The 23,805-nt window shown below is 38.3% G+C and carries 27 protein-coding genes; 12 read left to right on the top strand and 15 right to left on the bottom strand.

Translation table 11 applies throughout. The features are described 5' to 3' along the window. Window positions 1-23 precede the first annotated feature (23 nt). From qoxD to ACRPLQ_RS06835, 8 genes are all read right to left on the bottom strand, one after another. A complete protein-coding gene (qoxD, locus tag ACRPLQ_RS06870; protein ID WP_013057824.1) occupies window positions 24-332 on the bottom strand; it encodes a cytochrome aa3 quinol oxidase subunit IV in 309 nt (102 codons plus the stop codon). A gap of 3 nt (window positions 333-335) precedes the next feature. Beyond that, window positions 336-944: a cytochrome aa3 quinol oxidase subunit III gene (gene qoxC / locus ACRPLQ_RS06865; protein WP_013057825.1), complete on the bottom strand. Its 609-nt coding sequence runs from the start codon at window positions 942-944 to the stop codon at window positions 336-338. Next, a complete protein-coding gene (qoxB, locus tag ACRPLQ_RS06860; protein ID WP_013083896.1) occupies window positions 944-2,887 on the bottom strand; it encodes a cytochrome aa3 quinol oxidase subunit I in 1,944 nt (647 codons plus the stop codon). Before qoxB ends, qoxC begins: the two co-directional genes overlap by 1 nt. Window positions 2,888-2,933: 46 nt before the next feature. Further along, window positions 2,934-3,887 (bottom strand): cytochrome aa3 quinol oxidase subunit II, encoded by a 954-nt coding sequence (gene qoxA / locus ACRPLQ_RS06855; RefSeq protein WP_013057827.1) that lies wholly within the window; start codon window positions 3,885-3,887, stop codon window positions 2,934-2,936. Window positions 3,888-4,453: 566 nt separating this feature from the next. Next, window positions 4,454-5,032 (bottom strand): hypothetical protein, encoded by a 579-nt coding sequence (locus ACRPLQ_RS06850; protein WP_013057828.1) that lies wholly within the window; start codon window positions 5,030-5,032, stop codon window positions 4,454-4,456. Window positions 5,033-5,339: 307 nt separating this feature from the next. After that, a complete protein-coding gene (locus ACRPLQ_RS06845) occupies window positions 5,340-5,687 on the bottom strand; it encodes a rhodanese sulfurtransferase (RefSeq protein WP_028409228.1) in 348 nt (115 codons plus the stop codon). A gap of 481 nt (window positions 5,688-6,168) precedes the next feature. Next, the gene (locus ACRPLQ_RS06840) at window positions 6,169-6,321 is read right to left on the bottom strand and encodes a hypothetical protein (protein WP_165573530.1); all 153 of its coding nucleotides are present in this window, start codon (window positions 6,319-6,321) and stop codon (window positions 6,169-6,171) included. Between the two features lie 80 nt (window positions 6,322-6,401). Further along, complete coding sequence (locus tag ACRPLQ_RS06835) at window positions 6,402-6,641, bottom strand: hypothetical protein (RefSeq protein ID WP_033580560.1); 240 nt, start codon at window positions 6,639-6,641, stop codon at window positions 6,402-6,404. 187 nt (window positions 6,642-6,828) lie between these two features. Between ACRPLQ_RS06835 and ACRPLQ_RS06830 the strand changes: the two genes are divergently transcribed. From ACRPLQ_RS06830 to ACRPLQ_RS06805, 6 genes are all read left to right on the top strand, one after another. After that, entirely contained in the window at window positions 6,829-7,257 is a 429-nt protein-coding gene (locus ACRPLQ_RS06830; RefSeq protein WP_223546161.1) for a PAS domain-containing protein, read from the top strand. A gap of 300 nt (window positions 7,258-7,557) precedes the next feature. Beyond that, window positions 7,558-7,917 (top strand): ArsR/SmtB family transcription factor, encoded by a 360-nt coding sequence (locus ACRPLQ_RS06825; protein WP_028414427.1) that lies wholly within the window; start codon window positions 7,558-7,560, stop codon window positions 7,915-7,917. A gap of 31 nt (window positions 7,918-7,948) precedes the next feature. Next, window positions 7,949-10,507 (top strand): heavy metal translocating P-type ATPase, encoded by a 2,559-nt coding sequence (locus ACRPLQ_RS06820; protein ID WP_098113276.1) that lies wholly within the window; start codon window positions 7,949-7,951, stop codon window positions 10,505-10,507. Between the two features lie 58 nt (window positions 10,508-10,565). Then, window positions 10,566-11,186 carry a class I SAM-dependent methyltransferase gene (locus tag ACRPLQ_RS06815; RefSeq protein WP_028414429.1) on the top strand — a complete coding sequence of 207 codons (621 nt, stop codon included), beginning with the start codon at window positions 10,566-10,568 and terminating at the stop codon, window positions 11,184-11,186. Between the two features lie 84 nt (window positions 11,187-11,270). Continuing rightward, a complete protein-coding gene (locus ACRPLQ_RS06810) occupies window positions 11,271-11,777 on the top strand; it encodes a PCYCGC motif-containing (lipo)protein (RefSeq protein ID WP_367077987.1) in 507 nt (168 codons plus the stop codon). Window positions 11,778-11,996: 219 nt separating this feature from the next. Beyond that, the gene (locus ACRPLQ_RS06805; protein ID WP_014459329.1) at window positions 11,997-12,314 is read left to right on the top strand and encodes a DUF3243 domain-containing protein; all 318 of its coding nucleotides are present in this window, start codon (window positions 11,997-11,999) and stop codon (window positions 12,312-12,314) included. A 46-nt stretch (window positions 12,315-12,360) separates the two neighbouring features. Here the strand turns inward: ACRPLQ_RS06805 and ACRPLQ_RS06800 are convergent, their stop codons facing one another. The 5 genes from ACRPLQ_RS06800 to ACRPLQ_RS06780 all read right to left on the bottom strand — a co-directional run bounded on the left by ACRPLQ_RS06800 (window position 12,361) and on the right by ACRPLQ_RS06780 (window position 17,115). Further along, the gene (locus ACRPLQ_RS06800) at window positions 12,361-13,206 is read right to left on the bottom strand and encodes an N-acetylmuramoyl-L-alanine amidase (protein ID WP_432235826.1); all 846 of its coding nucleotides are present in this window, start codon (window positions 13,204-13,206) and stop codon (window positions 12,361-12,363) included. 271 nt (window positions 13,207-13,477) lie between these two features. After that, window positions 13,478-14,101 (bottom strand): LysE family translocator, encoded by a 624-nt coding sequence (locus ACRPLQ_RS06795; RefSeq protein WP_325077162.1) that lies wholly within the window; start codon window positions 14,099-14,101, stop codon window positions 13,478-13,480. 158 nt (window positions 14,102-14,259) lie between these two features. Next, complete coding sequence (locus ACRPLQ_RS06790; RefSeq protein WP_255219779.1) at window positions 14,260-14,394, bottom strand: hypothetical protein; 135 nt, start codon at window positions 14,392-14,394, stop codon at window positions 14,260-14,262. Between the two features lie 136 nt (window positions 14,395-14,530). After that, on the bottom strand, window positions 14,531-16,174 hold the full coding sequence (locus tag ACRPLQ_RS06785; RefSeq protein WP_165636509.1) for an APC family permease: 1,644 nt from the start codon (window positions 16,172-16,174) through the stop codon (window positions 14,531-14,533). A 383-nt stretch (window positions 16,175-16,557) separates the two neighbouring features. Beyond that, window positions 16,558-17,115 carry a thioredoxin family protein gene (locus ACRPLQ_RS06780; RefSeq protein ID WP_432235825.1) on the bottom strand — a complete coding sequence of 186 codons (558 nt, stop codon included), beginning with the start codon at window positions 17,113-17,115 and terminating at the stop codon, window positions 16,558-16,560. Window positions 17,116-17,466: 351 nt separating this feature from the next. Here ACRPLQ_RS06780 and ACRPLQ_RS06775 point away from each other — a divergent pair, with 351 nt between their 5' ends. From ACRPLQ_RS06775 to ACRPLQ_RS06765, 3 genes are all read left to right on the top strand, one after another. After that, window positions 17,467-17,598 carry a hypothetical protein gene (locus tag ACRPLQ_RS06775; protein ID WP_013057845.1) on the top strand — a complete coding sequence of 44 codons (132 nt, stop codon included), beginning with the start codon at window positions 17,467-17,469 and terminating at the stop codon, window positions 17,596-17,598. 343 nt (window positions 17,599-17,941) lie between these two features. Next, the gene (locus tag ACRPLQ_RS06770) at window positions 17,942-19,075 is read left to right on the top strand and encodes a processed acidic surface protein (RefSeq protein ID WP_325077164.1); all 1,134 of its coding nucleotides are present in this window, start codon (window positions 17,942-17,944) and stop codon (window positions 19,073-19,075) included. A gap of 1 nt (window position 19,076) precedes the next feature. After that, the gene (locus tag ACRPLQ_RS06765) at window positions 19,077-19,802 is read left to right on the top strand and encodes a class D sortase (RefSeq protein WP_028414436.1); all 726 of its coding nucleotides are present in this window, start codon (window positions 19,077-19,079) and stop codon (window positions 19,800-19,802) included. A gap of 29 nt (window positions 19,803-19,831) precedes the next feature. Here ACRPLQ_RS06765 and ACRPLQ_RS06760 read toward each other — a convergent pair whose 3' ends face one another. Beyond that, window positions 19,832-20,623, bottom strand: coding sequence for a sulfite exporter TauE/SafE family protein (locus ACRPLQ_RS06760; protein WP_033580552.1), 792 nt, complete (start codon window positions 20,621-20,623; stop codon window positions 19,832-19,834). Window positions 20,624-20,935: 312 nt separating this feature from the next. Here ACRPLQ_RS06760 and ACRPLQ_RS06755 point away from each other — a divergent pair, with 312 nt between their 5' ends. Then, a complete protein-coding gene (locus ACRPLQ_RS06755; protein WP_013083913.1) occupies window positions 20,936-21,505 on the top strand; it encodes a GNAT family N-acetyltransferase in 570 nt (189 codons plus the stop codon). A 191-nt stretch (window positions 21,506-21,696) separates the two neighbouring features. Beyond that, a complete protein-coding gene (locus tag ACRPLQ_RS06750; protein WP_416420710.1) occupies window positions 21,697-21,912 on the top strand; it encodes a hypothetical protein in 216 nt (71 codons plus the stop codon). On the opposite strand, the gene ACRPLQ_RS06745 is transcribed toward ACRPLQ_RS06750, so the two are convergent. Next, window positions 21,905-22,729 (bottom strand): 5'-nucleotidase, lipoprotein e(P4) family, encoded by an 825-nt coding sequence (locus ACRPLQ_RS06745; protein ID WP_028414438.1) that lies wholly within the window; start codon window positions 22,727-22,729, stop codon window positions 21,905-21,907. The genes ACRPLQ_RS06750 and ACRPLQ_RS06745 overlap by 8 nt on opposite strands. Before the next feature lie 417 nt (window positions 22,730-23,146). Between ACRPLQ_RS06745 and ACRPLQ_RS06740 the strand changes: the two genes are divergently transcribed. Beyond that, window positions 23,147-23,779, top strand: coding sequence for a YitT family protein (locus ACRPLQ_RS06740; protein ID WP_028414439.1), 633 nt, complete (start codon window positions 23,147-23,149; stop codon window positions 23,777-23,779). Window positions 23,780-23,805 lie beyond the last annotated feature (26 nt).

Raw genomic sequence — 23,805 nt, 5'->3', positions numbered from 1 at the left:
TACCGAAGTAAGTGGTTTTATTTTTAATGGTTAAAGTGAGCTGCAAGAATCCACAGTGTACCAACAACGATACAAAGTGCAATAAAGAAACTGTAAAGAATATTTGCAACCTGTACTTTACCATTTTCACTTTCAGTCATGTGCATGAACATTACTAGCTGCATTGCTGCTTGTAATAACGCTAGGATCATGATAAGAGTCATCGTAATGCTTCTTGATAGATCAGCTAGCACTACTAAACCAAGCGCTGCGAATGTTAAGGCTAGTGAAAGGATAAGCCCAAATACATGACTAAGCGGAAAACCTGCTTTTTGGCCTTGTTTATTTTCCATGTCTTATCCCACCAATCCGTTCAAGTATACAAGCGTGAAGATGAAGATCCATACAACATCAAGGAAATGCCAGTATAAACCGATAATAAATACTTTACGAGCAGTAACTGGTGTTAATCCTCGTCTTACTAATTGAATAATAATACTGATTGCCCAGAATACACCGACTGTTACGTGAAGACCGTGCGTTCCAAGTAGTGTAAAGAACCCTGATAAGAAGGCACTTGTTTGCATTGTTGCACCTTCGTGAACTGCGTACATGTAAAACTCACGAATTTCGTAGAAAAGGAATCCTCCACCAAGAACAAGTGTAATAACAAACCAAACTAAAAGTCCTTTTAAATCATTATTACGCATTTTAAAGATGGCAATTCCCATCGTGAAACTACTGAATAGTAGTAACAGCGTTTCGATCATAAAATCTTTAACAACGAACAGTTCTTCTGCAGTAGGGCCACCCGCTGTACGTGTATGGTACGTTAAGTACGTTACGAACAGCGTAGAGAACAACGCGATCTCGGCACCTAAGAAAATCCAGAATCCAAGGATATTTAGGCGACTTTGTTCTTCTTGGTATTCTAACGGCAATGATTTATCTAAATGTCCTGCCATTATTTGTCACCCCCTGTAATTCCTTCAACCTTCTTGATTTCATCTACTTTTACATAGAAGCCCGGATCATAATCAAATGAACGAGCAAGCATACAAGCAAAAATACCTGCTAATCCAACGATTGCCATTGGAATCCATTCAAATACTAAGCCAAATCCACCGATAAACCAGAAAATACCTGAGATAAACGGCACACCAGAGTTGCTTGGTAAGTGAATTGGTTTTAAGTCTTCTGCTTTAATTTCTGTTTCATTACGTTTTTTCATGTGCCAGAATGCATCCATTTCTTTCACATGAGGAATTACTGCAAAGTTGTAAGCTTGAACTGGTGATTTAGTCCACCACTCAAGTGTACGACCATCCCAAGGATCGTTTGCAGTGTCGCGTTTGTTTTTCCATGCACTGTATAATAAGTTAACTACTAATACGAAGAAGCCAAGACCCATTAAGAATGCACCGATTGTTGAAACTAAGTTTAATCCGTTCCAGCCAAGGTTGTCTGCATAAGTTTGCATACGACGAGTCATACCGTCTAAACCTAGGAAGAATTGTGGGAAGAAACATACGTTAAATCCAACAACAAAAATCCAGAATGAAATTTTTCCTAATTTTTCGTTCAACGTGTGACCGAAAATTTTCGGATACCAGAAGTATAAACCTGCGAAACAGCCAAACACTGTACCAGAGATTAATACATAGTGGAAGTGAGCGATTAGGAAGTAACTGTTATGATATTGATAATCGGCTGATGCCATCGCAAGCATAACCCCTGTTACCCCACCGATTACGAAGTTTGGAATAAACGCTAATGACCAAAGCATCGCAGTCGTAAATTTGATACGGCCTTTATACATTGTAAAGAGCCAGTTAAAGATTTTAACTCCGGTTGGTACTGCAATTAACATCGTTGTGATTGAGAAGAACGAGTTAACTGACGGTGAGTTACCCATTGTAAAGAAGTGATGCACCCATACAAGGTAACTTAAGAATGCGATACCGACCATTGATACTACCATTGCTTTATAACCGAATAAGTTCTTACGAGAATGTGTACTGATAACTTCTGAGAAGACACCGAATACCGGTAAAATAACGATATATACTTCAGGGTGACCCCAAATCCAGAATAAGTTAGCCCACATCATTGGAAGACCGCCGTTAGCCATTGTAAAGAAGGCTGTTCCGAATACACGGTCAAGTGTCATAAGTGCAAGCGCTACTGTTAATACAGGGAACGCGAAAATGATAATAATTGATGTGATGAAGATTGACCAAGTAAACATTGGCATTTTCATCATTGTCATGCCAGGGGCACGCATTTTTAAAATTGTTACAAAGAAGTTGATACCAGTCATTAATGTACCAGCACCAGCAATCTGTAGTGAAACGGCATAGAAGTTATTTCCGATACCCTCACTGAATTCTTTACCTGCAAGCGGGAAGTAACTTGTCCAACCTGCATCAGGAGCTCCTCCGATTACGAAAGAAAGGTTAAATAGCATTGCTCCCATAAAGAATGTCCAGAAACTGATTGCGTTTAAGAACGGATATGCTACGTCACGCGCACCAATTTGTAATGGAACGATTACGTTCATTAGTCCGATAATAAATGGCATTGCCATGAATAAGATCATGATAACACCGTGAGCCGTGAAGACTCCGTTGTAGTGATGTTCATCTAAAATGTTCATACCCGGGAATGCAAGCTGCATACGCATCATGATTCCATCAATTCCGCCGCGGAAAAGCATTAATACAGCTGAAAGGATGTACATGACACCGAGTCTTTTATGGTCAACTGTTGTTAACCATTCTGTCCATAACCATTTCCATTTCTTGAAATATGTTAAGACAAAAACGATACCGATGACCGTCATAGCGATTGCTGCGTCAGCAGCGTAAATCATAGGTTCGCCAGTGACGAAAAATTCATCTAGCTTCATTATGTCTTCCCCCAATCATTACGTTATTTAGTGTAATAAATGAATGTTATTCATGATTTGAGTGATCCATGTTTTCCATTTCTTCATTACTCGTTTTTTCGTCTTCTTTCATCTTGCTGTGATCATGTCCTGTACCACGTTCTAGCTCTTTGCCAGGAATGTATACATCTTTTGCATGGTCAATCCATTTTAAATGTGTACCGTTGTAAGTTTGACGACCAACAACGCCTGGGCTTAGGATTTGATCATATTTCTTTTCAGTCAATTTACCAGCTGTACCTTTTACGTCACTAACCCACTCTTTGAAGTCTTTGTCCGTTTGAGCTTGAACTTCGAACTGCATTTGAGTGAAATGTTCACCCGAGAAGTTAGCACTACGTCCCATATAAGAACCAGGCTTATCAGCTTCTAAGTATAATGGCATTGACATATTGTTCATCGAATATTTTTGTCCGCCAAGTTCTGGTACCCAGAATGAGTTCATAGGTCCTTGAGCCGTTAACTCAAATTTCACTGGCGTATCTGCTGGAATGTTTACGTAGTTAACCGTCTCGATATTTTGTTCCGGATAACTGAAAATCCATTTCCAGTTTGCAGATGTAACGTGAATCACGATTGGATCTTTATCCTTTGATTCTGCCGGTACTTCTTCTGCAGAGTAGATCGCTTTAACAGTTGGCACTGCTAATAGAATTAAGATGATGATTGGGAATGCTGTCCAAATAACCTCCATCTTTAAGTTACCTTCTTGCTCAGGTGGCTCATAGTCCATGTTTTCAGGTTTTTCACGATATTTGACAAGAACAAATATAAAAATAGCAAATACGACAACAACCACGATCAACATCATCCACATAGACCAAATGATTAAATCAGATTGCGTTTTTGCAACAGGACCTTGCGGGTTCAATACAGCAAGTTTTGAACAACCGCTCAAAAATACTAGTGAAAGCGCAGATAGTAAACCTACTAGCTTCCAAAATCCTTTTTTTGGTTTCACTTAAAACTCTCCTTTCTAACAACACATGATGCGAAGCCTATATTGATGAACATTCAAAATGCGCTATCTTTCGCTAGATAACGACATTTTTATACAGACTCTCTTCCCCCTTATTTGTAGGCCACTACTATTGTAATACAAAATGACATTTTTTTCGTCCCTTTTGCTTTATTTTTTTATATTAAAAATATTCTAATATAGTGACTGTACCAATGGGGTTAGAGTGCTTCAACCTTGCGATATTCTATCACATAATTTGGTATGAATAAATGTAAATAAAAGGATTAAGCTCCCATTTCTTAACTATTTCTTTAGGAATAACTGCAAAATTAGCTTTGCATGTTTGCTTCAACATTGATATATCAATACACATCGACATAATTGAATATTTTGTGACAAATTTTCAAAGAAAATGTGACGCCCTGTATGAAACTTATTTTGCCCGTTAATTCCCCTTTGTTTTGTAGCAAATATTTGATTTTTTTGCTTAAAATTCTTTCTTTCGAAAATATGAACAAAACGTGAATTTTTTTAAAAAGCTTTTTATTATAGAAAAAAGCCGCGTGTTATTCACGCAGCTCTTGGTCCATAAATTCTTTAACCGTGATATCATCCCCTGCTTTATCTAGCAGCGTTGTCGTTGCTGGAAACGGATGTTTAATATGACTCGGTATTTTTTCATACAGCACAAAATAATCACTTTTTGGAACCGCGGCATCAATTGTATATGTATCGTGCACCAAAGCCGCCTTTACGCGCTCAATTTGTTTACTTCTATTTGTTCCTGTAAACAGCGCATATGTACCTTTATTTGTATGGATATCATCATAATCCACTAAATTGCTCATTTTGGTACTGACTTCAATACGCAGGCGTTTGTTCCATCCTTGCTTCAATACGGCCATTCCTTCTTTATCACCAGGTATGGAGAATAAGGCTATGTATGTATTAGAGTGATCAACCCGTTTAAAATCTTGCAGCGTAATCCTTGCAGAACCATCAATACTTTCTTTATGCTCCCAATTTCGCAAATGCTGCTGCACACTTGCAGCATTGTTTTCAATCGGATATCGAATCATCTCATACGCAACAATTACAACCGCTATACAAATGAACAGAAATAGCAACCGCTTTATCTTTCGCACATCTATTCACCTTCCTTAGCTTACTCCCCTTTTATGTAATTGCCTAAATTATAACTTCCTATTAAACCTCTGTCTATGCACTAGTAGAACTACGTTTTTTTTTACCACAAAAGGGATTTTTCAAACCTTTTGTCATAAAAATACGCTAAAAGACTCAGTAGCTGTTGAACCAAAAGAAACCGATCTCCACTCCCCTTCTTAATCCTTAAAGCAAAAAAAGATACCCATTTTGAAATGAGTATCGCTTAGCTTATCTATTATATCCTTCTATATCAAAGTCGTTTAAGGCTTATTTGCCGTTTTTTTATTATACACATCTTTCCGCACACATGTATCCTTTGACCTGATATCCATGTTTTTTTAGCTGCCGAATGCTTAAATTTCGGGAAATGCTGTCAGGAACAATTACGACCACTTCTTTATATGGAATTTCCTCATGCTGTCTCTCTAAATAAGGAAGCGGAATATGGATTGCTTTTTGACAGGGGTTTTGTTTCATTTCATGAAAATGACGAACATCTACATACGAAATCGTTGTAGAAGCACAGTCGGCGGTCGTCACTTTCTTTATTCCTTGCACCGGCACATAGCGTTTATAAAAACTGTAACAAATTAATAAAAGTAAAATACCTATGCTCATATATAATATCGCCATGTTTTCCTCCCAATTAATTTCTATACCCCTGTATGTATACTATATTCAAAAGAAAGAATCAACACAGAAGTACTCTATCTCATTTCTCTCTGAAAGAAAAATGGTCTTTTTACACTTTATTATGAAACCACAATAAAGTGACGAAATCAATCATTATTTATTTTGATTTTTCGAAAGATTTAAATACTAGTAAACAGATCGTTTTTTCTTATTATAATGAAGAAACGCAGAATTTTTATCTTCATTTCCCCTTTTCTTTCCCGTTAAGGCTGAGGTTCGCTTATGAGTAATATAGTAGACCCAGTGTTGCAAGAACGTCAGAAAAATGATTCTAAAAACGAAGGATGCGAGATAGGATAGTATGAACACGTGAAGCGAAAGAGTATATTGTGATTGGCTCAGGAAAATACGAGTTAACTTAGAAATGCGATATACACAAAAAAAAGGAAAGCTTCGGAGACGAAAGCTTTCCTTTTCTAGATTAATCTCCGTCAAGGTTTGCACGACAATTATTATGAGACAAAGAGGTACTTTGTGCTTCATGCTGTTTTTTTTCACCCTGCATTGTCATATTTTCTCCGTCCTTGCTCCCTTTAGCAATATGTTTAGTTTTCTTTCCTTGGTTTAATGTCATGTTCATTCCCCTTTCTGGTGGATATAGTGTATGAAAATAACTCACACGCCATAAGAGGAAATGATATGAAAAAGCCCCTCTTAAATTGAGTGAGCTTTCTGCCTAAAACTGCTTTTCCTTTTATTGCTGAATCCGCATGAAAGGATATTCTCTATTTTAAACGTTCGTTTCTCGTTCCTTAGTAAGCACCAAGCTTTTACGCTCTGAGGATCAATTTTATACACAATGATAAATCGCTGTGTCAAACATCCTTTATCATCCATATAAATAATTTCAACAGGTCGTTTCGAAGAGTAGCTTTCTTGAAGTAGCCGTTCCATAGAATTCGCTCCTTTAATTTTTAGTTTACCGAACACACGTTCTTTTTTCAAGTGTTGTAAACTGAATAATTCGGTAGCTTTTACAGCTTAAAATGGAGAAAAGAGTGGGAAAAATGATAAAAATCATACAAATATTAGGTAATTGTGATATGGTAAAAGAGATTACTTAAGTTGGGAGAGGTGCATGATGGAAAGTAACATACTTAAATGGATCCCCGTTCCTTACTTTCAATTAAATCAAGAAGGTAAAATCCTGCATTTTTCTAGTCAAGCACATTCTTATTTTTCTTCAGTCTCCAGTCTGTGGAGCATTATTCATAAAGACGACCGGAAACAAGCAATGTGGATGCTGTCACAGCACTCTTCATCTAACCCCATCATCAGGCATTTGCGTTTGAGAACGAGCGATGATACATTTGTGAATTTTAAATGCACGATTCATTGGAAAAATAATGTAGGTCATTTAGTATGCACCGAAAAGAAAAATGTCAAGGATCCATTAGATGTTGTATTATCTGCTCAATCCTATTTAGAAAACTCAGACAAGCGATTAAAAGAATCGGACAAGGTGTTAAATAATGCAGCAGATTTATTATTTAATCGATTAAAACGATAACCAAATGAACATAATTTGCGCTGTATTCGGTTATTTCTCTCATTTTTAAAAGTCATTGAAAGGCTACCTATAGGGGTGGCTTTTTGTTTTGTTCTACACGTAAAGTCATTCTCTTTTTGTCCGCACCATTTAGTCCACAGTACATACACTAATAGGCATACTTTTCATATTTATTCTTTCTATATTTATGTTTTGCTCAGAAAAAAAGTCCGAATAATCAATAAATGTTTGAACATTTTTTAAAATTGACATATATTATAAACAAACAATCATTTGAATGTTTGAATGAAGGAGGAAATCATGCCAAAAGACCGCTGTGATATTTATTGTTTTAACGAAGAAAAGGTGAATCGTATTAAGCCTTCTATCGATGTTGAAGCTGTTCAGGATATTTCTACGATGTTCAAAGCGTTGGGAGATGAAACGCGGCTGAAAATCGTATTAGCCCTTTATAAAGGTGAGGAATTATGTGTATGTGACGTAGCCAACATTGTAGGCTCTACGGTTGCTACTGCTTCTCATCACTTAAGACTGCTGCGAAATATAGGAATTGCCAATTATCGCAAAGAAGGAAAGTTAGCTTTTTATTCTTTAAGGGATGCACATATTAAACAAGTAATTGATATTATGTTTGCTAAAAAAGAAGATGTAACCATTTAAGTTTTTCTTACCGTATAGGGAGTGGGACACAATGAAACACGAAGATAAAAAACATCATCACCATACCGGAAGCTGCTGCAGCGGCCCTTCTTCATCAGAAATTGAGAACAGCCCCTGCTGCTCCTCTTCTTCAGAAGCCGCACCTACTGAAGAACCTTCTTCCTGTAGTACAAAGAGTCACGCACACAGTCACAGCTGCTGTTCAGATACAAGTGCGTTAACGACCGATAAAAGCCAGCATTCTTGCTGCAGTGATCACGATATAGCAACAGGCAGTGACATAGAAGAAACGGCTGAATACCGCGTGTATGGAATGGATTGTCCTTCTTGTGCTGCTACGATTGAAAAAAGTTTAAAAACGTTAAACGATATTCAACACGTAGCAATCAACTACAATACAGGAAAGCTTCAAGTGGCGGCGGCAAGTGAATCAGCTCTGTCACTCATTCCAAACTCAGTGGAAAGACTGGGCTTTAGTATTGAGCCTATTCAATCAAATAAGAAAATGAAAACGTATTTGATTGAAGGAATGGACTGTGCAGCTTGTGCAAACACGATTGTGAATCATTTAAAAACAGTTCCTGCTGTCAAAGACGTACGCGTTAACTTTTCAACGGGAAAAGCACAAATTGAACATGATAATGAAGCTGATGACATTATTAAAGAAGTATCTAAAGCTGGGTATACCGCTACTTTAGTGACCAGCAGCAGGCAGCCCGCTGAATCTCGGCACCATAAAGGCAAAAATGGTCCGATTATTTTTTCAGGTATTCTCATCGCACTAGGTTTTATCGGTTCTCATACAGGAATTGCTTCTTATATGACAACTGTACTGTACGCTATTGCTATGATTGTTAGTGGATATAAGCCGGCTAAAAGTGCTTATTACGGAATCAAAAGCCGTTCTTTAGACATGAATGTTTTAATGACCGTTGCAGCACTTGGAGCAGCTGTTATTGGTGAATGGCTTGAAGGCGCTACGGTCGTTTGGCTGTTTGCTTTAGGTGTAGCTCTGCAAACAAGATCAATTGAACAAACAAGAAACTCGATACGAGGTTTGATGGATTTAGCTCCTTCTGAAGCATGGGTAAAGGAAAACGGGCAGCTGATTAAAAAAGCTGCGGAAGATATTTCAATTGGCAGCACGATTGTCGTAAAGCCAGGAGACCGAATTCCGCTCGATGGTGAAATTATAAACGGGGAATCCAGTATCAACCAAGCTCCTATTACAGGTGAATCTATTCCCGTTGATAAAGTAATGGGCGATGCTGTCTATGCCGGCACGATTAACGAAAGCGGATCTTTAGAAATTAAAGTAACAAAGCTAGTCGAAGATACGACCATTTCTAAAATCATTCATTTAGTGGAAGAAGCACAGGAGAAAAAAGCGCCGACTCAAGCATTTGTTGATAAATTTGCAACCATTTACACACCTATTGTCTTTATTTTAGCTTTATTCATTATGGTCATCCCTCCCCTGTTTGATGGTGCATGGAGCGAGTGGTTTTACAAAGGGCTTGAATTATTAGTTGTCGCTTGTCCATGCGCGCTAGTCATTTCGACTCCCGTCGCCATTGTATCTGCGATTGGAAACGCGGCGAAAAATGGCGTGCTCATTAAAGGCGGGACGTTTTTAGAAAAAGCCGGTGCAATCAATGCGATTGCTTTTGATAAAACAGGAACGCTAACAGAAGGCAAACCAGCCGTTTCAGAAGTTGTTTCCCTTGCTGCTGAAGAAAATCAGCTTTTAGCGATAACCAAAACGCTTGAAGATTATTCAAATCACCCTATTGCCCGCGCTATCGTGGATTATACTGCGGAGAAAAAAGTTGTTTCTTTACAAGGATCAAATTTTAAAATTCTTACGGGAAAAGGCGTGCAAGCAACAATTCAAGACACGGTTTATTACGCAGGTAATGCAAAATTATTCTCAGATTTAGGAACACCTCTAACACACTGCTGGTCTCAGATTGAAAAGCTTCAAAACGAAGGTAAAACGATTATTATTGTCGGAACAGCTAAAAGTGTTCTAGGCATTATTAGCGTAGCTGATACCATCAGACATACAACCGTATCTGCTTTAGAAAGCCTTAAGCAAAACGGAATGCAGCAAATTGTGATGTTAACCGGTGATAACGAAGGAACAGCTAAAATGATTGCTTCTCAGTCTCGGGTAGACCGCTATTTCGCTGATTTGCTGCCTGAAGACAAAGTAAAGGCCATACAGCAGCTTCAACATGAAGGGTATCAAACGGCTATGGTTGGAGATGGAATTAACGATGCCCCTGCCCTTGCTACTGCTGATCTTGGCATTGCAATGGGCGGTGCTGGTACTGATACAGCCATGGAAACAGCTGATATTGTCCTGATGGCAGACAATTTAGAAAAGCTTCCTCATACAATGAAGCTAAGTCGCAAAGCGTTAGCTGTTATCAAACAAAACATTTGGTTTTCTATTATTGTTAAAGTCATTGCCTTAGCCTTTATCTTCCCAGGGTGGCTTACTCTGTGGATTGCCGTCTTAAGCGATACAGGAGCAGCGCTACTTGTTATTTTAAACAGCCTTCGCTTACTCAAAATGAAAAAATAAATGGAATCTATAAGCTTTCCAGCATACGTTGGAAAGCTTATTTTTTAGGAGGGTTTACGTGAATAACCGCTGGAACCAATTTATTTATAAGTGCTGGGCCCCTTTTTATGATGTCTTTTTTAATAACGGGATGTTTTATCGAGCCAGAAAAAAAGTCTTTCAAGATGTCCCCTTTTCGTCTGAGCAGCGCATTTTATTTGTAGGTGTTGGAACGGGTGCCGATTTAGCTTTTATTCCTCATCAAGTAAATGTAACAGCCATCGACTATTCCAGTGAAATGCTTCAAAAAGCAAAAGATAAATACAAAAACCCGTCTATAACTTTCCACCAAATGGACGCTCAGCAGCTAACATTCGACTCTTTTTCGTTTGATGTTGTTGTAGCAAGCTTGATTCTTAGCGTAGTGCCTGATGCAAAGCAAGCTTTAAAAGAAATGACAAGAGTAGTAAAGCCCAAGGGAACGATCCTGATTTTTGATAAATTTGAAACCAAAAAGAAATCCGCGGCTTTTCCTAAAAAAATATTCCGCCTCTTCGTAAAATTACTAGGAACAGATATTGGCCTCTCTTTTGAACATATGCTTGAAGCAAGCCGGGATCAGCTTATCTTGAAGGAAAATTCAAGCGTCATGTTAAAAGGTATGTATCGGAAAATTATTTTGCAGAAAGTTGATGAATGACTTCAAAGACGAATGATGTCTTTTTAACGTGATGGATGTACATATTATTTTCTATCTTTAATTGAAGAAAGGATGAACATTTTGATGATGAAATCAAAGGTCATAACAGTTGTCCTTGCAGCAGGCATGGTGTCCGGCTGCGGAAACGAAAGTAAAGAAAGTTCAGCTAGCAAACATACAGAAACAACACAACATGAAGAACATCAGCCGCACACATTAGGGGATAAACGAGAAGAAACAAAAAATAGTGAAACTCTCCCTTCCTTTCTGAGTGACAAGCCCGAAGATATGCAGCTTATTTATGCAGCCGCTGCTAAGCATCAAACCTTACTAGAAAACATTCCTTGCTACTGCGGATGTGGAGAAGAAGCTAATCATCAAAACAACTACGACTGTTTTATCTTTGAAAACAAAGAAAACGGCGCAGTAACGTGGGATGATCACGGAACAAAATGCGGTGTCTGCTTAGAAATAGCGGCTCAAGCTGTAGTAGACTACAGCAAAGGCAAAAGCATCGAAGACATTCGCAAAGAAATCGATGATAAATATAAGGAAGGCTATGCTACGCCTACTCCTACGCCGGAAGTATGATGCTTCAGTATAAAAATCATGAAAAGACTTTGATTTCTTTATTCAAAGTCTTTTTTTGTCATTTTATTATTGGTTGATAAACTCTCGGTTGACCTCACCTTTTTAAGTCCTTGTAAAATGTCATAATGTAAAAATAACACATTTGGACGTTTATTTACTGAATCCTCAGGGAATATGCTTTCTAACACCCAAATATAACCATGAGAGGAGAAAAAAACTATGAGTAATTCTGTAGAAACAAATCATTCAGCAAAAGTTGAAGGAGCCATTAATTCTATGAGCGAGGAGAAAAAAGAGGATATTCTCTCTAGCTTCGAAGGATTTAAAAGTTATCTAGGGGACAAGGTCTCAAAAGGCGAAAAGTTAGGGATGAATGAGGAACAGCTGGCTAAAACAGCTCAGAAAGTAGCTGACTATCTTGCTAAGCATGAAGAGCCGCGCAACCGAGAGGAAAACCTGCTTCACGAACTGTGGAAGGTTGGAAACGAAGAGCAACAGCATCACCTTGCCCATATGCTTGTAAGATTAGTTCAATAATAAAAAAGATGACACGGTGCCGTGTCATCTTTTTTATTTACAGATATTAAACAGCGGGAATGATAATTTGCTGCCCAATTTGCAGTTTGGTAGGATCTACGCTGGGATTTGCATCCTGCAGCTGCTGAACAGTCATATTATACTTCTTTGCAATGCTATAGAACGTATCTCCTGCTTGTACAGTATACGTAGTGACAGGAAGAACAATCTGCTGCCCAATTTGCAGTTTGGTAGGATCTACGCCGGGATTTGCATCCTGCAGCTGCTGAACGGTGATATTATACTTCTTTGCAATGCTATAAAACGTATCTCCAGATTGAATGATATAGAATGTAACGCTAGTAGAAGGTAAGTTTAAATACGCAGCAATTCCACGCGCGTGTGCTTCTCCCACTTCACGAAGAAACGTCGCGTTTTTTAATTTTTCAGCGTCGGCTGTTGTATCGATAAACAAGTTTTCAGTTAAAACAGCAGGCATATTTGTTTCACGCAGTACAGCATAATTAGCTGTTTTTAAACCGCGATCTGCAATCGTTCCAAATTTGCACATGGTTGGTAAAATCTCTGCATGAAGCTCTTTTTGTAAAAGAGAAGATTGACTTCCCTCTTGTGATGGATAGCGATACGTTTCAAATCCAGTACCTCCGCCGGCATTAATGTGCATCGAAACAAATATATCTGCTCCCCATGCATTAGCTCGGTTCGCTCGATCTGATAATGAAACGAACACATCGGTTGAACGAGTTACTTGAACATCTACTAAATAGTTATGCTCTAAATACGCCCGCGCGTGTAATACAAGCTGCAGCGTAATATCTTTTTCACGCAAATTATTTCCTAAAGCGCCTGAATCTGTACCGCCGTGCCCTGCATCTAGCCATACTTTTTTCATGTGAACCTTTCCTTTCAGCCATAATATGAAAGAACTTGGGGTTAACACCGGCTTTGTCCGATGTTTTATCTCTCATTTTATATATATATGTAAGTGGACAAGAAGGGTTCGTCCTCTTAAAGGTTAGAGAACAATAACTTAAAAAACTGGATTTTACCATAAACATAAAAAATCCGAACGAATTGGATTTATCGTTCGGATCTCCCTTTAACTAACCTATGTCCACGCCTCTTAATAGAGATAAAAAACAGGTTCGCCACCTTATCTTCTGCTATTTCTCACTAAAAGCAATTTTTAAGCCAATAAGCGTAAAGATAGAGCCTTGCACGAGATTAAGCCGCTTAGACAGCGCCGGAGATTTTCGCAAAAACTCCCCTACTTTCCCTGCAAATAGACTAATTAACGTAAAGATAATCAGCGCTTGAACTAAAAACACAGCTCCATAAACAAGCATTTGCTGCGTGGTGTGTCCGGTTGAATGATTAACAAACTGAGGTAAAAGAGCAAGAAAAAAAAGCGAAACTTTTGGATTTAGCAGGTTCATAATCACTCCTTTTTTATATAGCACCTTGTACTCAATGGCTTCTTTATTTTCAACAGCGAGAGCGGAATCTTTGGCTGTAAACGTCTTATAAGCCAGATATAATAAATAAGCTGCCCCAGCGTATTTGACAATAGCAAATGCTAAAGCTGATTGATAAATAATAGCTGACAGACCCAACGTTGCCGCTGCTATATGACCAAGCAAGCCCGTGCAAAGACCTAATGAAGTCGAAATCCCTGCGTGTTTACCGTTTGATATGCTTTGTGCTAAAACAAATAAGTTATCAGGACCAGGCATAACCGTAAGCAAAGCGGCGACACTTAAAAAAGAAGTGATTGATACGATATCCATAAGTCGTTCTCCCCCTGCATGATTTTGCCAACCATTATAGCATTTTTTACTATCTAGTATTCAAAAAAAGAAAATTTATCCATAAAAAAAGGCTGGGACATAACTAAATCAATCTAATCTAAAGACGAATAAATTGTATACATGAGCTGAGCTGCTTGTTACACCGCTGTTGATTTCCGTGCAAGGCTTCGCTTTCCGCGGGCGGCCGCTGAGCCTCCTCGTCGCTTACGCTCCTGCGGGGTCTCATCTGTTCCGCTTTTCCCGCAGGAGTCTTCGCCTTGTCCTCCAATCAACTGCTAGAAGCAATTGAAAACATGAAATCTATCTTCAACATAACAACAAAAAACACGAACTACCAATTAAAAAATAATTAATAGTTCGCATTTGACTTTAACTGAAATACTTTTGTCCCAGCCTTATTTTTACTACTTATTTAATTTGTTTTTCCATGATTTGTTCTTTAGCCGAGGCAGTCTGTGCTTCCGCTGCTTTCATTTCATTATTAACATGAATTGCTTCTTTTAAATACTCTGTTTTGTACCCGCTTTTAAGTGCCCAAGCATAAAAGAAAAGTGCAACAATTGCAATAAGTCCCATATCCCAGCCGTATTTAATAATATTGAGTCCCCCGAATTTTTCACTTCCTATCCAGGAGATTGTCATCATACATAATAAGTAGACAATCATCCAAACGCCAGCTCGGAAGTTTTGACCAAAGCCTTTCCATTTTGATTTTGCTTGATAATAAAAATAAATTGGCAAACCAATTAAAATAATAAATAATACCTGTCCAGTTAACGGCCATCTCGCCCAATAAAGAGTAAGTGAAGCAAAAATAAAGCCAAGAGGCGCTATTACATTTAACCCTTTTATACGTAAAGGTCTATAAAGATTGGTCCCCGTTTTTCTTAACGTCATAGCTGTGATAGGACCAGTAAGATATGAAATTAACGTAGCTACAGAAATAATTTCGGCTAAAATTCCCCAGCCTCTAAATAAAAATAAAAAGATGAATGAGACAAATAGATTAAAAAACATGGCTTGACGAGGAACGCCGTAAAGCGGATGAACTCGTCCTAGTATATTCGGCAAGTATTTATTTTTTTCCATACCATAAATCATGCGTGACGTGGTAGCTGTATACGTAATACCTGTTCCTGATGGCGATACAAACGCATCGGCATATAAAACAATAACAAGCCAGTTAATATTTAGTGCAATCGCTAAATCGGCAAACGGCGAATTAAAGTTCAGATGACTCCATCCTTTTACGATTTCTGAAGGATTTACCGCTCCAATAAACGCAATTTGAAGCAATACATAGATCACGGTTGCAATCAAAATGGATCCTACCACGGCAATTGGAATAGAGCGTCCCGGATTTTTCGCTTCTCCCGCCATGTTAATAGGGCTTTGAAAACCGTTAAAAGCAAACACAATCCCAGACGTAGCAACAGCTGTCAACACGCTTGCCCATCCATTTGGAGCAACGCCTCCTGCAGAGGAAAAGTTTCCGCCGTGAAATCCTGCAAATAAAAGAGCACCAATTGTAAGCCCTGGAATCACAATTTTAAAAACGGTAATAAGTGAGTTAGCTTTCGAAAATAAGCCTACCGTCCAATAATTTAAAAGAAAATAAATGATTAATAGCCCTGTAGCAATAGCCAAGCCTTTTCCAGTAAGAATCCCGTTTTCTACTAAACTGCCTGTCCATTTCGCCCACTCCCACGGCCATGAACTCATGTACTGAACAGAGGCAACCGCTTCAACAGGAATAACTGATACAATGGCAATCCAGTTTGCCCAAGCCGCAATAAAGCCAAGAAATGAGCCGTGTGAGTACTGCGTATACTTAACCATACCTCCTGCTTCTGGAAACATCGATCCTAGTTCACTGTAAGAAAGAGCTATAAATAAAATAACAACCATTCCAATAATCCAAGAAGCAATTGCTGCAGGGCCTGCAATTTGAGCAGCTCTCCATGCCCCAAACAGCCATCCTGATCCAATAATAGATCCAAGGCCGACCATCATGAGAGAAAACGTTCCCATTTTTCTATGTAAGTTATTCATGTATCTAACACCTTTCTTCTATATATTCTGAGAAGTGAGTTATTAAGCGCTTTCATTAAATTTAAAAAATAAAATTCATTTTGATCTCTAAAAATGCTGCTTAAAAGTACTAACCAAAAGCTTTTACATTCATTCACGCGTCCCCCTTCTTCATTTATTATTTGCTATTATATCATCATCAAGTTAAAAAAGTACGCGTTTTGAATAAAAAATATTTTTATTTTTAGAATTTTGTGCGTTTTACCAATTAAAAGTGCGCGTTTTGAACACTAACATTTATAAAAACAGCCTTTTCATTAAAGTGATATACAAACGATTTTGCTGCAATAACCAGAAAAAAAGCAGGGTAAAATGAAGCGCTCATTTTACCCTGCTTTTTTAAATTATTTTACAACAGCTAACACTGTTTCTTTGAAGCTGTTATAAACATACGACCAAAGAGCCGGTTCTTCTTTATATCTTGTTCGTAACGCAGAAAAGACTTCTTTTTGCTTTTCTTCAAACGAAGGATCTTCTTTTGAAGGAAGTTCGGCGCGAAGCTCATCCACGATTTGCTGAACTTCAGGAGCACGAGGACCCCATTTACCTAGTAAATTTCCTTCATTATTAAAAATTAAAATAATCGGAATAGCACGGCCGCCGTTTGTTAAGTGACGATCAATTAATTCGGTATCCGCATCGCGCAGTGCAACACGCACATCGATACCGGCAGCTTCAGCTACTTTACGAATGATTGGGTTAATCATCATCGCATCTCCGCACCAATCTTCAGTAATCGCTAAGAAGTGAAGCCTGTGAGCTTTTAATTTGTCAGCCAGTCCATCTTTAGGAAGCTGAAATTGTTCATAAACAGCTAAACTTTCCTCTTTTAATGTACTCATGTCGTTCATATATGTTTGAATTGATTTTCCTTCTTCAAAATACTGCTGTTCTGTTTTCATCAAGATCCCTCTTTCTTTTTTGTATACGAATAGATGAGATATCCAATCTCGTTTTCGTCTTTTCTATACGCACTACTAGTATAGCTTTTAAGCACCATGAATCAAAATATAAAAGTCTGCGTGCTCATTTTGATCATGTTTTTTTATTCTGCGACGGAATTCATAAAACTTCAATTTAAAAACAGCACATTGAGATGTTATAAAAAAAGAGAATGGGGTACATGTACACTATCAATGTAACAAATTTTAAATCTTTGTGAATATTTGAGAATGTTTATTGTGTAACCGTCATCTTTTGATTATGATAATGATATGTTAGCTACTTGACTAAATATGGAGGATGAGGCGAATATGAATCAATCCCCGCATGAAAAGCGAAAAAAACGCAAACAGTTTGTAGAACGTTTAAGACTAAAAGGAATCAAAATAGAGCTGACAAAACCGCGCTCTCACTTTTCTTCACTATCCTTACTAAAATCATAACTCGTAGCCACCTTTTTCTAAAGCGGAACGGTATCGAATTTCAACTATCTATGCTAATGCTTACATATCATTTCAAAAAGAACAGCTTCTAAGTGCTGTTCTTTTTTGATGTTTCTTTATATTTCTGCTTTGTCAAAAAAATTATAAACCTTTTTCTTTATTTTCCCCTTTTTTATACCTAGGTCTTTCCGCTCCCTTCCATATGGTATTCTCAAAATATATAGTTCTATAAATACCTTAAATTACCACTATATTCAAGGTATATATAATATAAGTATATATTGTAAATTTATAACTCTTACTATATAATCTTGTAGAAAACGTAAAAAAAAGGAGAAAATTGATGAAAAAACTGGGGACAATTTTATTATCATTTCTGCTGTTTGTTGGCGTATTTCCAACGTCTTCATTCGCAGCCGCGTCAACATTTGACGCAGACTTCAACAAATATTTAAAATCGGTAAGCCAAACGCGAGGTTTTGAAGTAACCAAAGACGACGTTGAATATTCACTTTCACTGTATGACGATAGTCTTGAAAACTACGATACAATCGCAGATTTAGAAGATTTGTTAGGTGAACCGATTGCAGCTGACTTACATAACGTGCAAGATTTGTATGCAGATTTTGACTTAGACAAAACAAGCTTAAATGCGTTATTAAAAGAAAACGGCCAAAGCTTAGACGACTATGTGTACCTAGATGATTTATACGATGATGTCGGCTTCTATCTAGAAGGCGATGACTGGTATGAAGATGATGAGTCATATGACGAAGAAGACACTTCTTACGATGATGAATTAAGTGAAGAAGATTTAAGCGGCTTACTATCATTTATGCAGTCTGAATTAGGCTTAACTTCAGAAGAGTTAAATCGAATTGAAGCACATTTTACATCGTTAGAAGATGAGCTTTCAAATGAAGCAACGCTTAACCGCTTAGATCAATTAGGCGAGCGCTTAGCGGCATTCGAAGATTTTGATACAGCAACAGAATTATCTGCTGATCAAATCGCTGAATTAATGTCTATTTATAAAGAAATGCTATCAATCTTCCATTTAGACGCTAAATTTTCACTTGTACAAGGCGGAAATGAAAGACCGCTTTCTCTTACTGATTTAATCAACTTAGAAGAATTAAAAAATGCAAGTCTAAAAATTTCTCTTTATACAACAGACGGTAAATTTTTAGCAGACATGGTGATCACAGGCGATATGTTTAATTCTGATATCATCACAGATACAGGAAAAGAAGTAGAAAAATCTGCTGAAGCTGTAGCAAAACCAGCTCAAGCGCAAAAACCAGCAGTGGAAAAGAAACAAGAACCGGAGAAGCAACAAACGAATAGCGCTGTACAAAAAACCGTTAAAGGCGGAAAACTTCCGGAAACGGCTTCTAATTATGTAACAAATACATTAATTGGATTAGTGCTTGTAGCAGCTGGCTTTGTTCTTTTCCGCAAAGTGAGACGCGCATAAAATGGAACCAAGAAAAACAAGAAGAACAATCAATCGTAAAAAGCGGTTGATTGTTCTTTCCCTTTTAGCCGCTGTCATCTGCTTTGGTCTTTGGTTTACAACAACAAACGCCTATAAATTTGCAAGAGGCTATTTGGCATTTAAAACAATGGATACAGAAGAACCAGCCGCAGCTTCAGTCTCTAAAAGCAAGGACTCATCAACAGCAGACTCTTCTGCTGAAGCTTCTTCTGTTGAACCCAAAAAAGCGGTACACTCTCGTACTGCTAGCTCAGAAAAAAAGCCGAAAGTGTCAAATGTGTCTTATCCGAAACAGCCAAAAATCGGTGATTTAATGGGAGAACTATATATTCCTAAATTAAACGCGAAGCTGCCAATTTATCACGGTACGAACGAAGATGAATTAGAAAAAGGCGTCGGTCATTTTGCGGGAAGCGTGCTGCCTGGTCAAAACGACAATTCTGTTCTATCAGGACATCGCGATACGGTTTTTCGTAAGCTTGGCGACGTGGGTGAAGGCGATTCGCTTGTGGTAAGTACAGCAGCAGGCACCTTCACATACAAAGTAAACAAAGTACGAATTGTGGATGCGGATGACCGAACCGTTATTGTGCCCAAACCTAGAGCCACTTTAACCGTCAGCACCTGTTATCCATTTAACTACGTTGGTTCAGCACCTGAACGCTATATTTTAGTCGCTCACCTTGTTGCATCAACAACAAAATAAAAAAGCTGCCCTTAAAGAGGCAGCTTTTTTTAATGAATAGATTTCATTAGTAAATCAAACCATATTTTCAACGAAGTCGCCGTAATAACGACTGCTAAGATCACTTGCAGCGACGCTACCTTCGTCTTTTGCCCGACAAAAGCGCCAATAGGAGCTGCTAGTAAGCTTGCTCCAATAATCATAAGCGCCGGAAGCAAAAGGACTTGATGCGTCATTACTTTACCGAATGTTGTTCCCATAGACGAAATAAACGTCACGGCTAATGAGCTTGCAATCGTTACGCGCACAGGAATTTTTAACACGGTAATCATAATAGGAACAAGTAAAAATGCGCCTCCTGCTCCGACAATTCCCCCGCAAATTCCAACTAAAAACGCCAGGGCTGCTGCCAAAGGTTTTGAAAACGTCACTTCGAATGAATCGGCCGCTGGATTATTTTTTTTTGGCATAAACATTAATCCTGCAGCAATTGTTGCCATCACGCCGTAAATGAAATTGATCATTCCTTCTGAAAACGAGTTTGATAGCGTTGAACCAATGAGACTACCAACTAAGACACTGACGCCCATATATAAAATTAACGGTTTATTCAAATAGCCGCCCTTTTTATAAGCAAGAGCTCCTGAAACGGAGGCAAACAGCGACTGCACGGCCCCTATACCAGCTACTTCGTGTGCGCTGAATATTCCCACTCCTACAAGAGGCGGAACAAATAGCAACAGCGGGTACAAAACAACTGACCCTCCAATTCCAAGCATACCTGCTAAAAATGACCCGAAAAACCCGAGTGCAAATACCGTTATTAATAGTTGTACATCCATGTTTTTACCACCTGCTTTTATCAATCCAATATCATGTTTGTTAGAAAGTATGTATACATACAACGCCTTATCTCTTCTTCCATTGTATCACTGTATATGCTTCTTTTCTGTAAAAATATTGATAAAAGTGCTTTCAATTATTAATTTTTTTAATCATTAAAATCCTATCGACTTTATGCGTTATTTACGTTTAGCTCAAACTTCCTCGTTCTCCGCTCTGCTACTTGTGGTAGAATAAAGAAAAACTAGATGTTAGAACTGCCTACACGCTACGCTTATCTCAGCAGGCCCATCATCACAGGAGGCTTTCGTATGTTTGAATACAAAATTGATGACGAAGTTAGTTTGCATTTAATTGAATCAACTGACGCTTTCCCCTTGCTTTCTCTTATTAACGAGTCAAGACCTTACCTAAAAGAATGGCTCCCATGGGTAGATAGCATGCAAAGTATTGCTGACTATGATGAACTCATCCCTGAATGGAGAGCTCAATACTATAATAACCAAGGGTTCCAGGCGATCATTCGGTACTACGGAGAAATCGCCGGAATGATTGGTTTCCACGGAATTAATTGGGGAAATAAAAGTACAAGTCTCGGCTATTGGATTGGACATGATTTCCAAGGAAAAGGCATTATGACAAGAGCCGTACACGGATGCCTGAATTATGCATTTAATACGTTAAACCTTCATCGAGTCGAAATACGCTGCGGCGTTAATAATGAAAAAAGCAAAGCCATCCCTACGCGTCTAGGTTTTACAGAAGAAGGCATTTGCAGAGAAGGTGAATATCTATATGATCACTACCACGATCTTGTAATTTATGGCATGTTAAAACACGAGTGGAAGCAAGCTCCTTATGCTCCGTGGCTTCTTTCTTAAAAAGCAGGATCATTTGTACAAGCTATCGTTTAAATAGGGTATAGTAAAAAGATTAAAAGAAGCTGGGACAACAATATGTGAGTTGAAGAGAAATCCGAACGAGGTTGATTCTTAATGAAGAATCAACCTCGTTCGGATTTTTTATTGTGATGCTGAACACAGGTTTCATTCAATGCAGGTGATACCAGCTGTTGATTGGAGGGCAAGACGAAGACTCCTGCGGGAAAAGCGGAATAGATGAGACCCCGCAGGAGAGAAGGGACGAGGAGGCTCATCGGCCGCCCGCGGAAAGCGAAGTCTTGTACGGAAATCAACAGCGGTGTAACAAGCGGTTCAGCTCATGTATCCAATTTGTTCGCCTTTTGATTGGAGCGATTTCGTTATGTTTCAACCTATTTTTTAATTAAAATATTGAAGCTGTTCGCGGCGAAGCTTATCTTTTTGTTTGTCCGAAATTGAGTAGTCGTAGTTATAAATAGCTCCTTCCCAATCTCCATACATTGGATTTGGAAACACAATTAGCTTTTGACCAAATGCTTCTTTTTGTTCTTCTACAAGCTTATTTCGATCGTTCATCGACTTTTTATCAAAGCCGCTAAAATCAGATAAGTTATCACCAAACAGCAGGACTACATTATGATTCGTCGCTACTTTTTGACGGCGCGTTTCTTTTCCTTCGTCTTTTGGACCCGTCAACAGCACATGGTCTTTGGTTGCTTGAGGAATATGTAAATTCTTTAGGTTTTTAATTGTTGCCTCAAGCTGAGAAGTTGTACGGCCTGAAATGTAGTAAATATCTACACCTTTTTGATCTGCATACGTCAAGAAATCGACAGCACCTGGCACTGCTTTCGCTTTTGCTGCTTGCACCCATTCATCCCACTTATAAGGGAATCCTTTACCCGTTTTGATGGCTGAAGCTTGAAATGGGCTATTATCAAGCACGGTCTCATCTAAATCCAAAATAATGGCAGGCTTTTTATCGGTACTTTTTGCAAGCGCCTCATCTAAACGAAGCTTCCCTGTATTATAGCCTTGGTAATACAAAGCTTTCATTTCGCCGGATGTTTGGTACCAAGCGTCCGCCATAATTTGCTGATCAGCTAGATTTTGAACGGGTTCTTTTTTCTCAGCAGAAACCTCTTTTTCCTGCTGAGGGGCACATGCTGTAAGCGAAAAAGCAAGTACAGCCACCCCTGTCAACGCTGATAATTTCTTATTCATTTTGCATCCACTTCCATCTCTACATATTTTCATGCTAATAATGTTATATATTACCTCAATCAAACAAAAATCAACACAAATACGAATAATATTTTAATTAATAATTAAAATAGTTCGTTTTAACTGATATTCCTTCCCTTTTTTTTGACCATTATCCAAATATTTGTTTATACATTTTCCAAAATCCGTTTTTCTCATTCTTTCTTTTTAATCTTTTTTTAGAAACATATCGGCTTATCACTCATTTGCTCCAGAAGAACTCAATAAATCTGAATTATCTAACTTTTTATCTTGTGTTAGATTCTCTCACAAAAGTGCTTTTTTTTGAAAAGATATATAGTAAAATAGATTTTGTGAATTAAAAGACGGTGTTTTCTATCGAAAGTATTGTATAAATATACAAAAGGGGATGGAGATATGAATCACGTAAAACAATGGGGATGGATTACCTTTGGCTGCTTATGCGTTGCCATCGGAATTCAATTTTTAACCGCTTCTAACCTCGTTATTGGCGGAACGGCAGGACTTGGCATTGTGCTGCAGCATTTAACCGGTATTTCATTTGGGGTATTGTTCTTTATCATCAATCTACCGTTTTATTTTATGGCTCTTACACAAATTGGACTGCAGTTTACGATAAAAAGCTTCATCAGCGTTAGCCTGATGTCAGTGATGTCCGATTTATTAGCTGCCAACTTTTCATTTGCACTTCCGCATCCGCTTGTAGCCGCGGTTATGGGCGGCATTATCGTCGGCATTGGACTAATCTTTTTGTTTCGTCACGGCTCTTCTCTTGGCGGAATCAACATGCTATGCGTGTTTCTTGATAAGAGATTTGGCATTAATCCAGGTAAAACAATGCTTTTGACAGATGTGTTGATTGTAGGCTCTGCAACAGTGGTATTCGGCGTAGTTCAAGTTCTTTATTCGTTAATTGGTATTTTTATCATGACAGGACTGCTTGGACGCTATCACAAACGCTCGCCAATCGAACGAACTGGTGAACATATTGAAGAAGAAGCCAAGCAACAAACGGCTTCAACTATGTAAAAAAACCGTGCGGAAATGTTCCCGCA

This window comes from Priestia sp. TRN 1309, from assembly GCF_050846875.1.
GTDB classification, from domain to species: domain Bacteria; phylum Bacillota; class Bacilli; order Bacillales; family Bacillaceae_H; genus Priestia; species Priestia zanthoxyli.
Note: the sequence above shows the minus strand (reverse complement) of the source record. Positions and strands in the feature narration are given on the sequence as shown.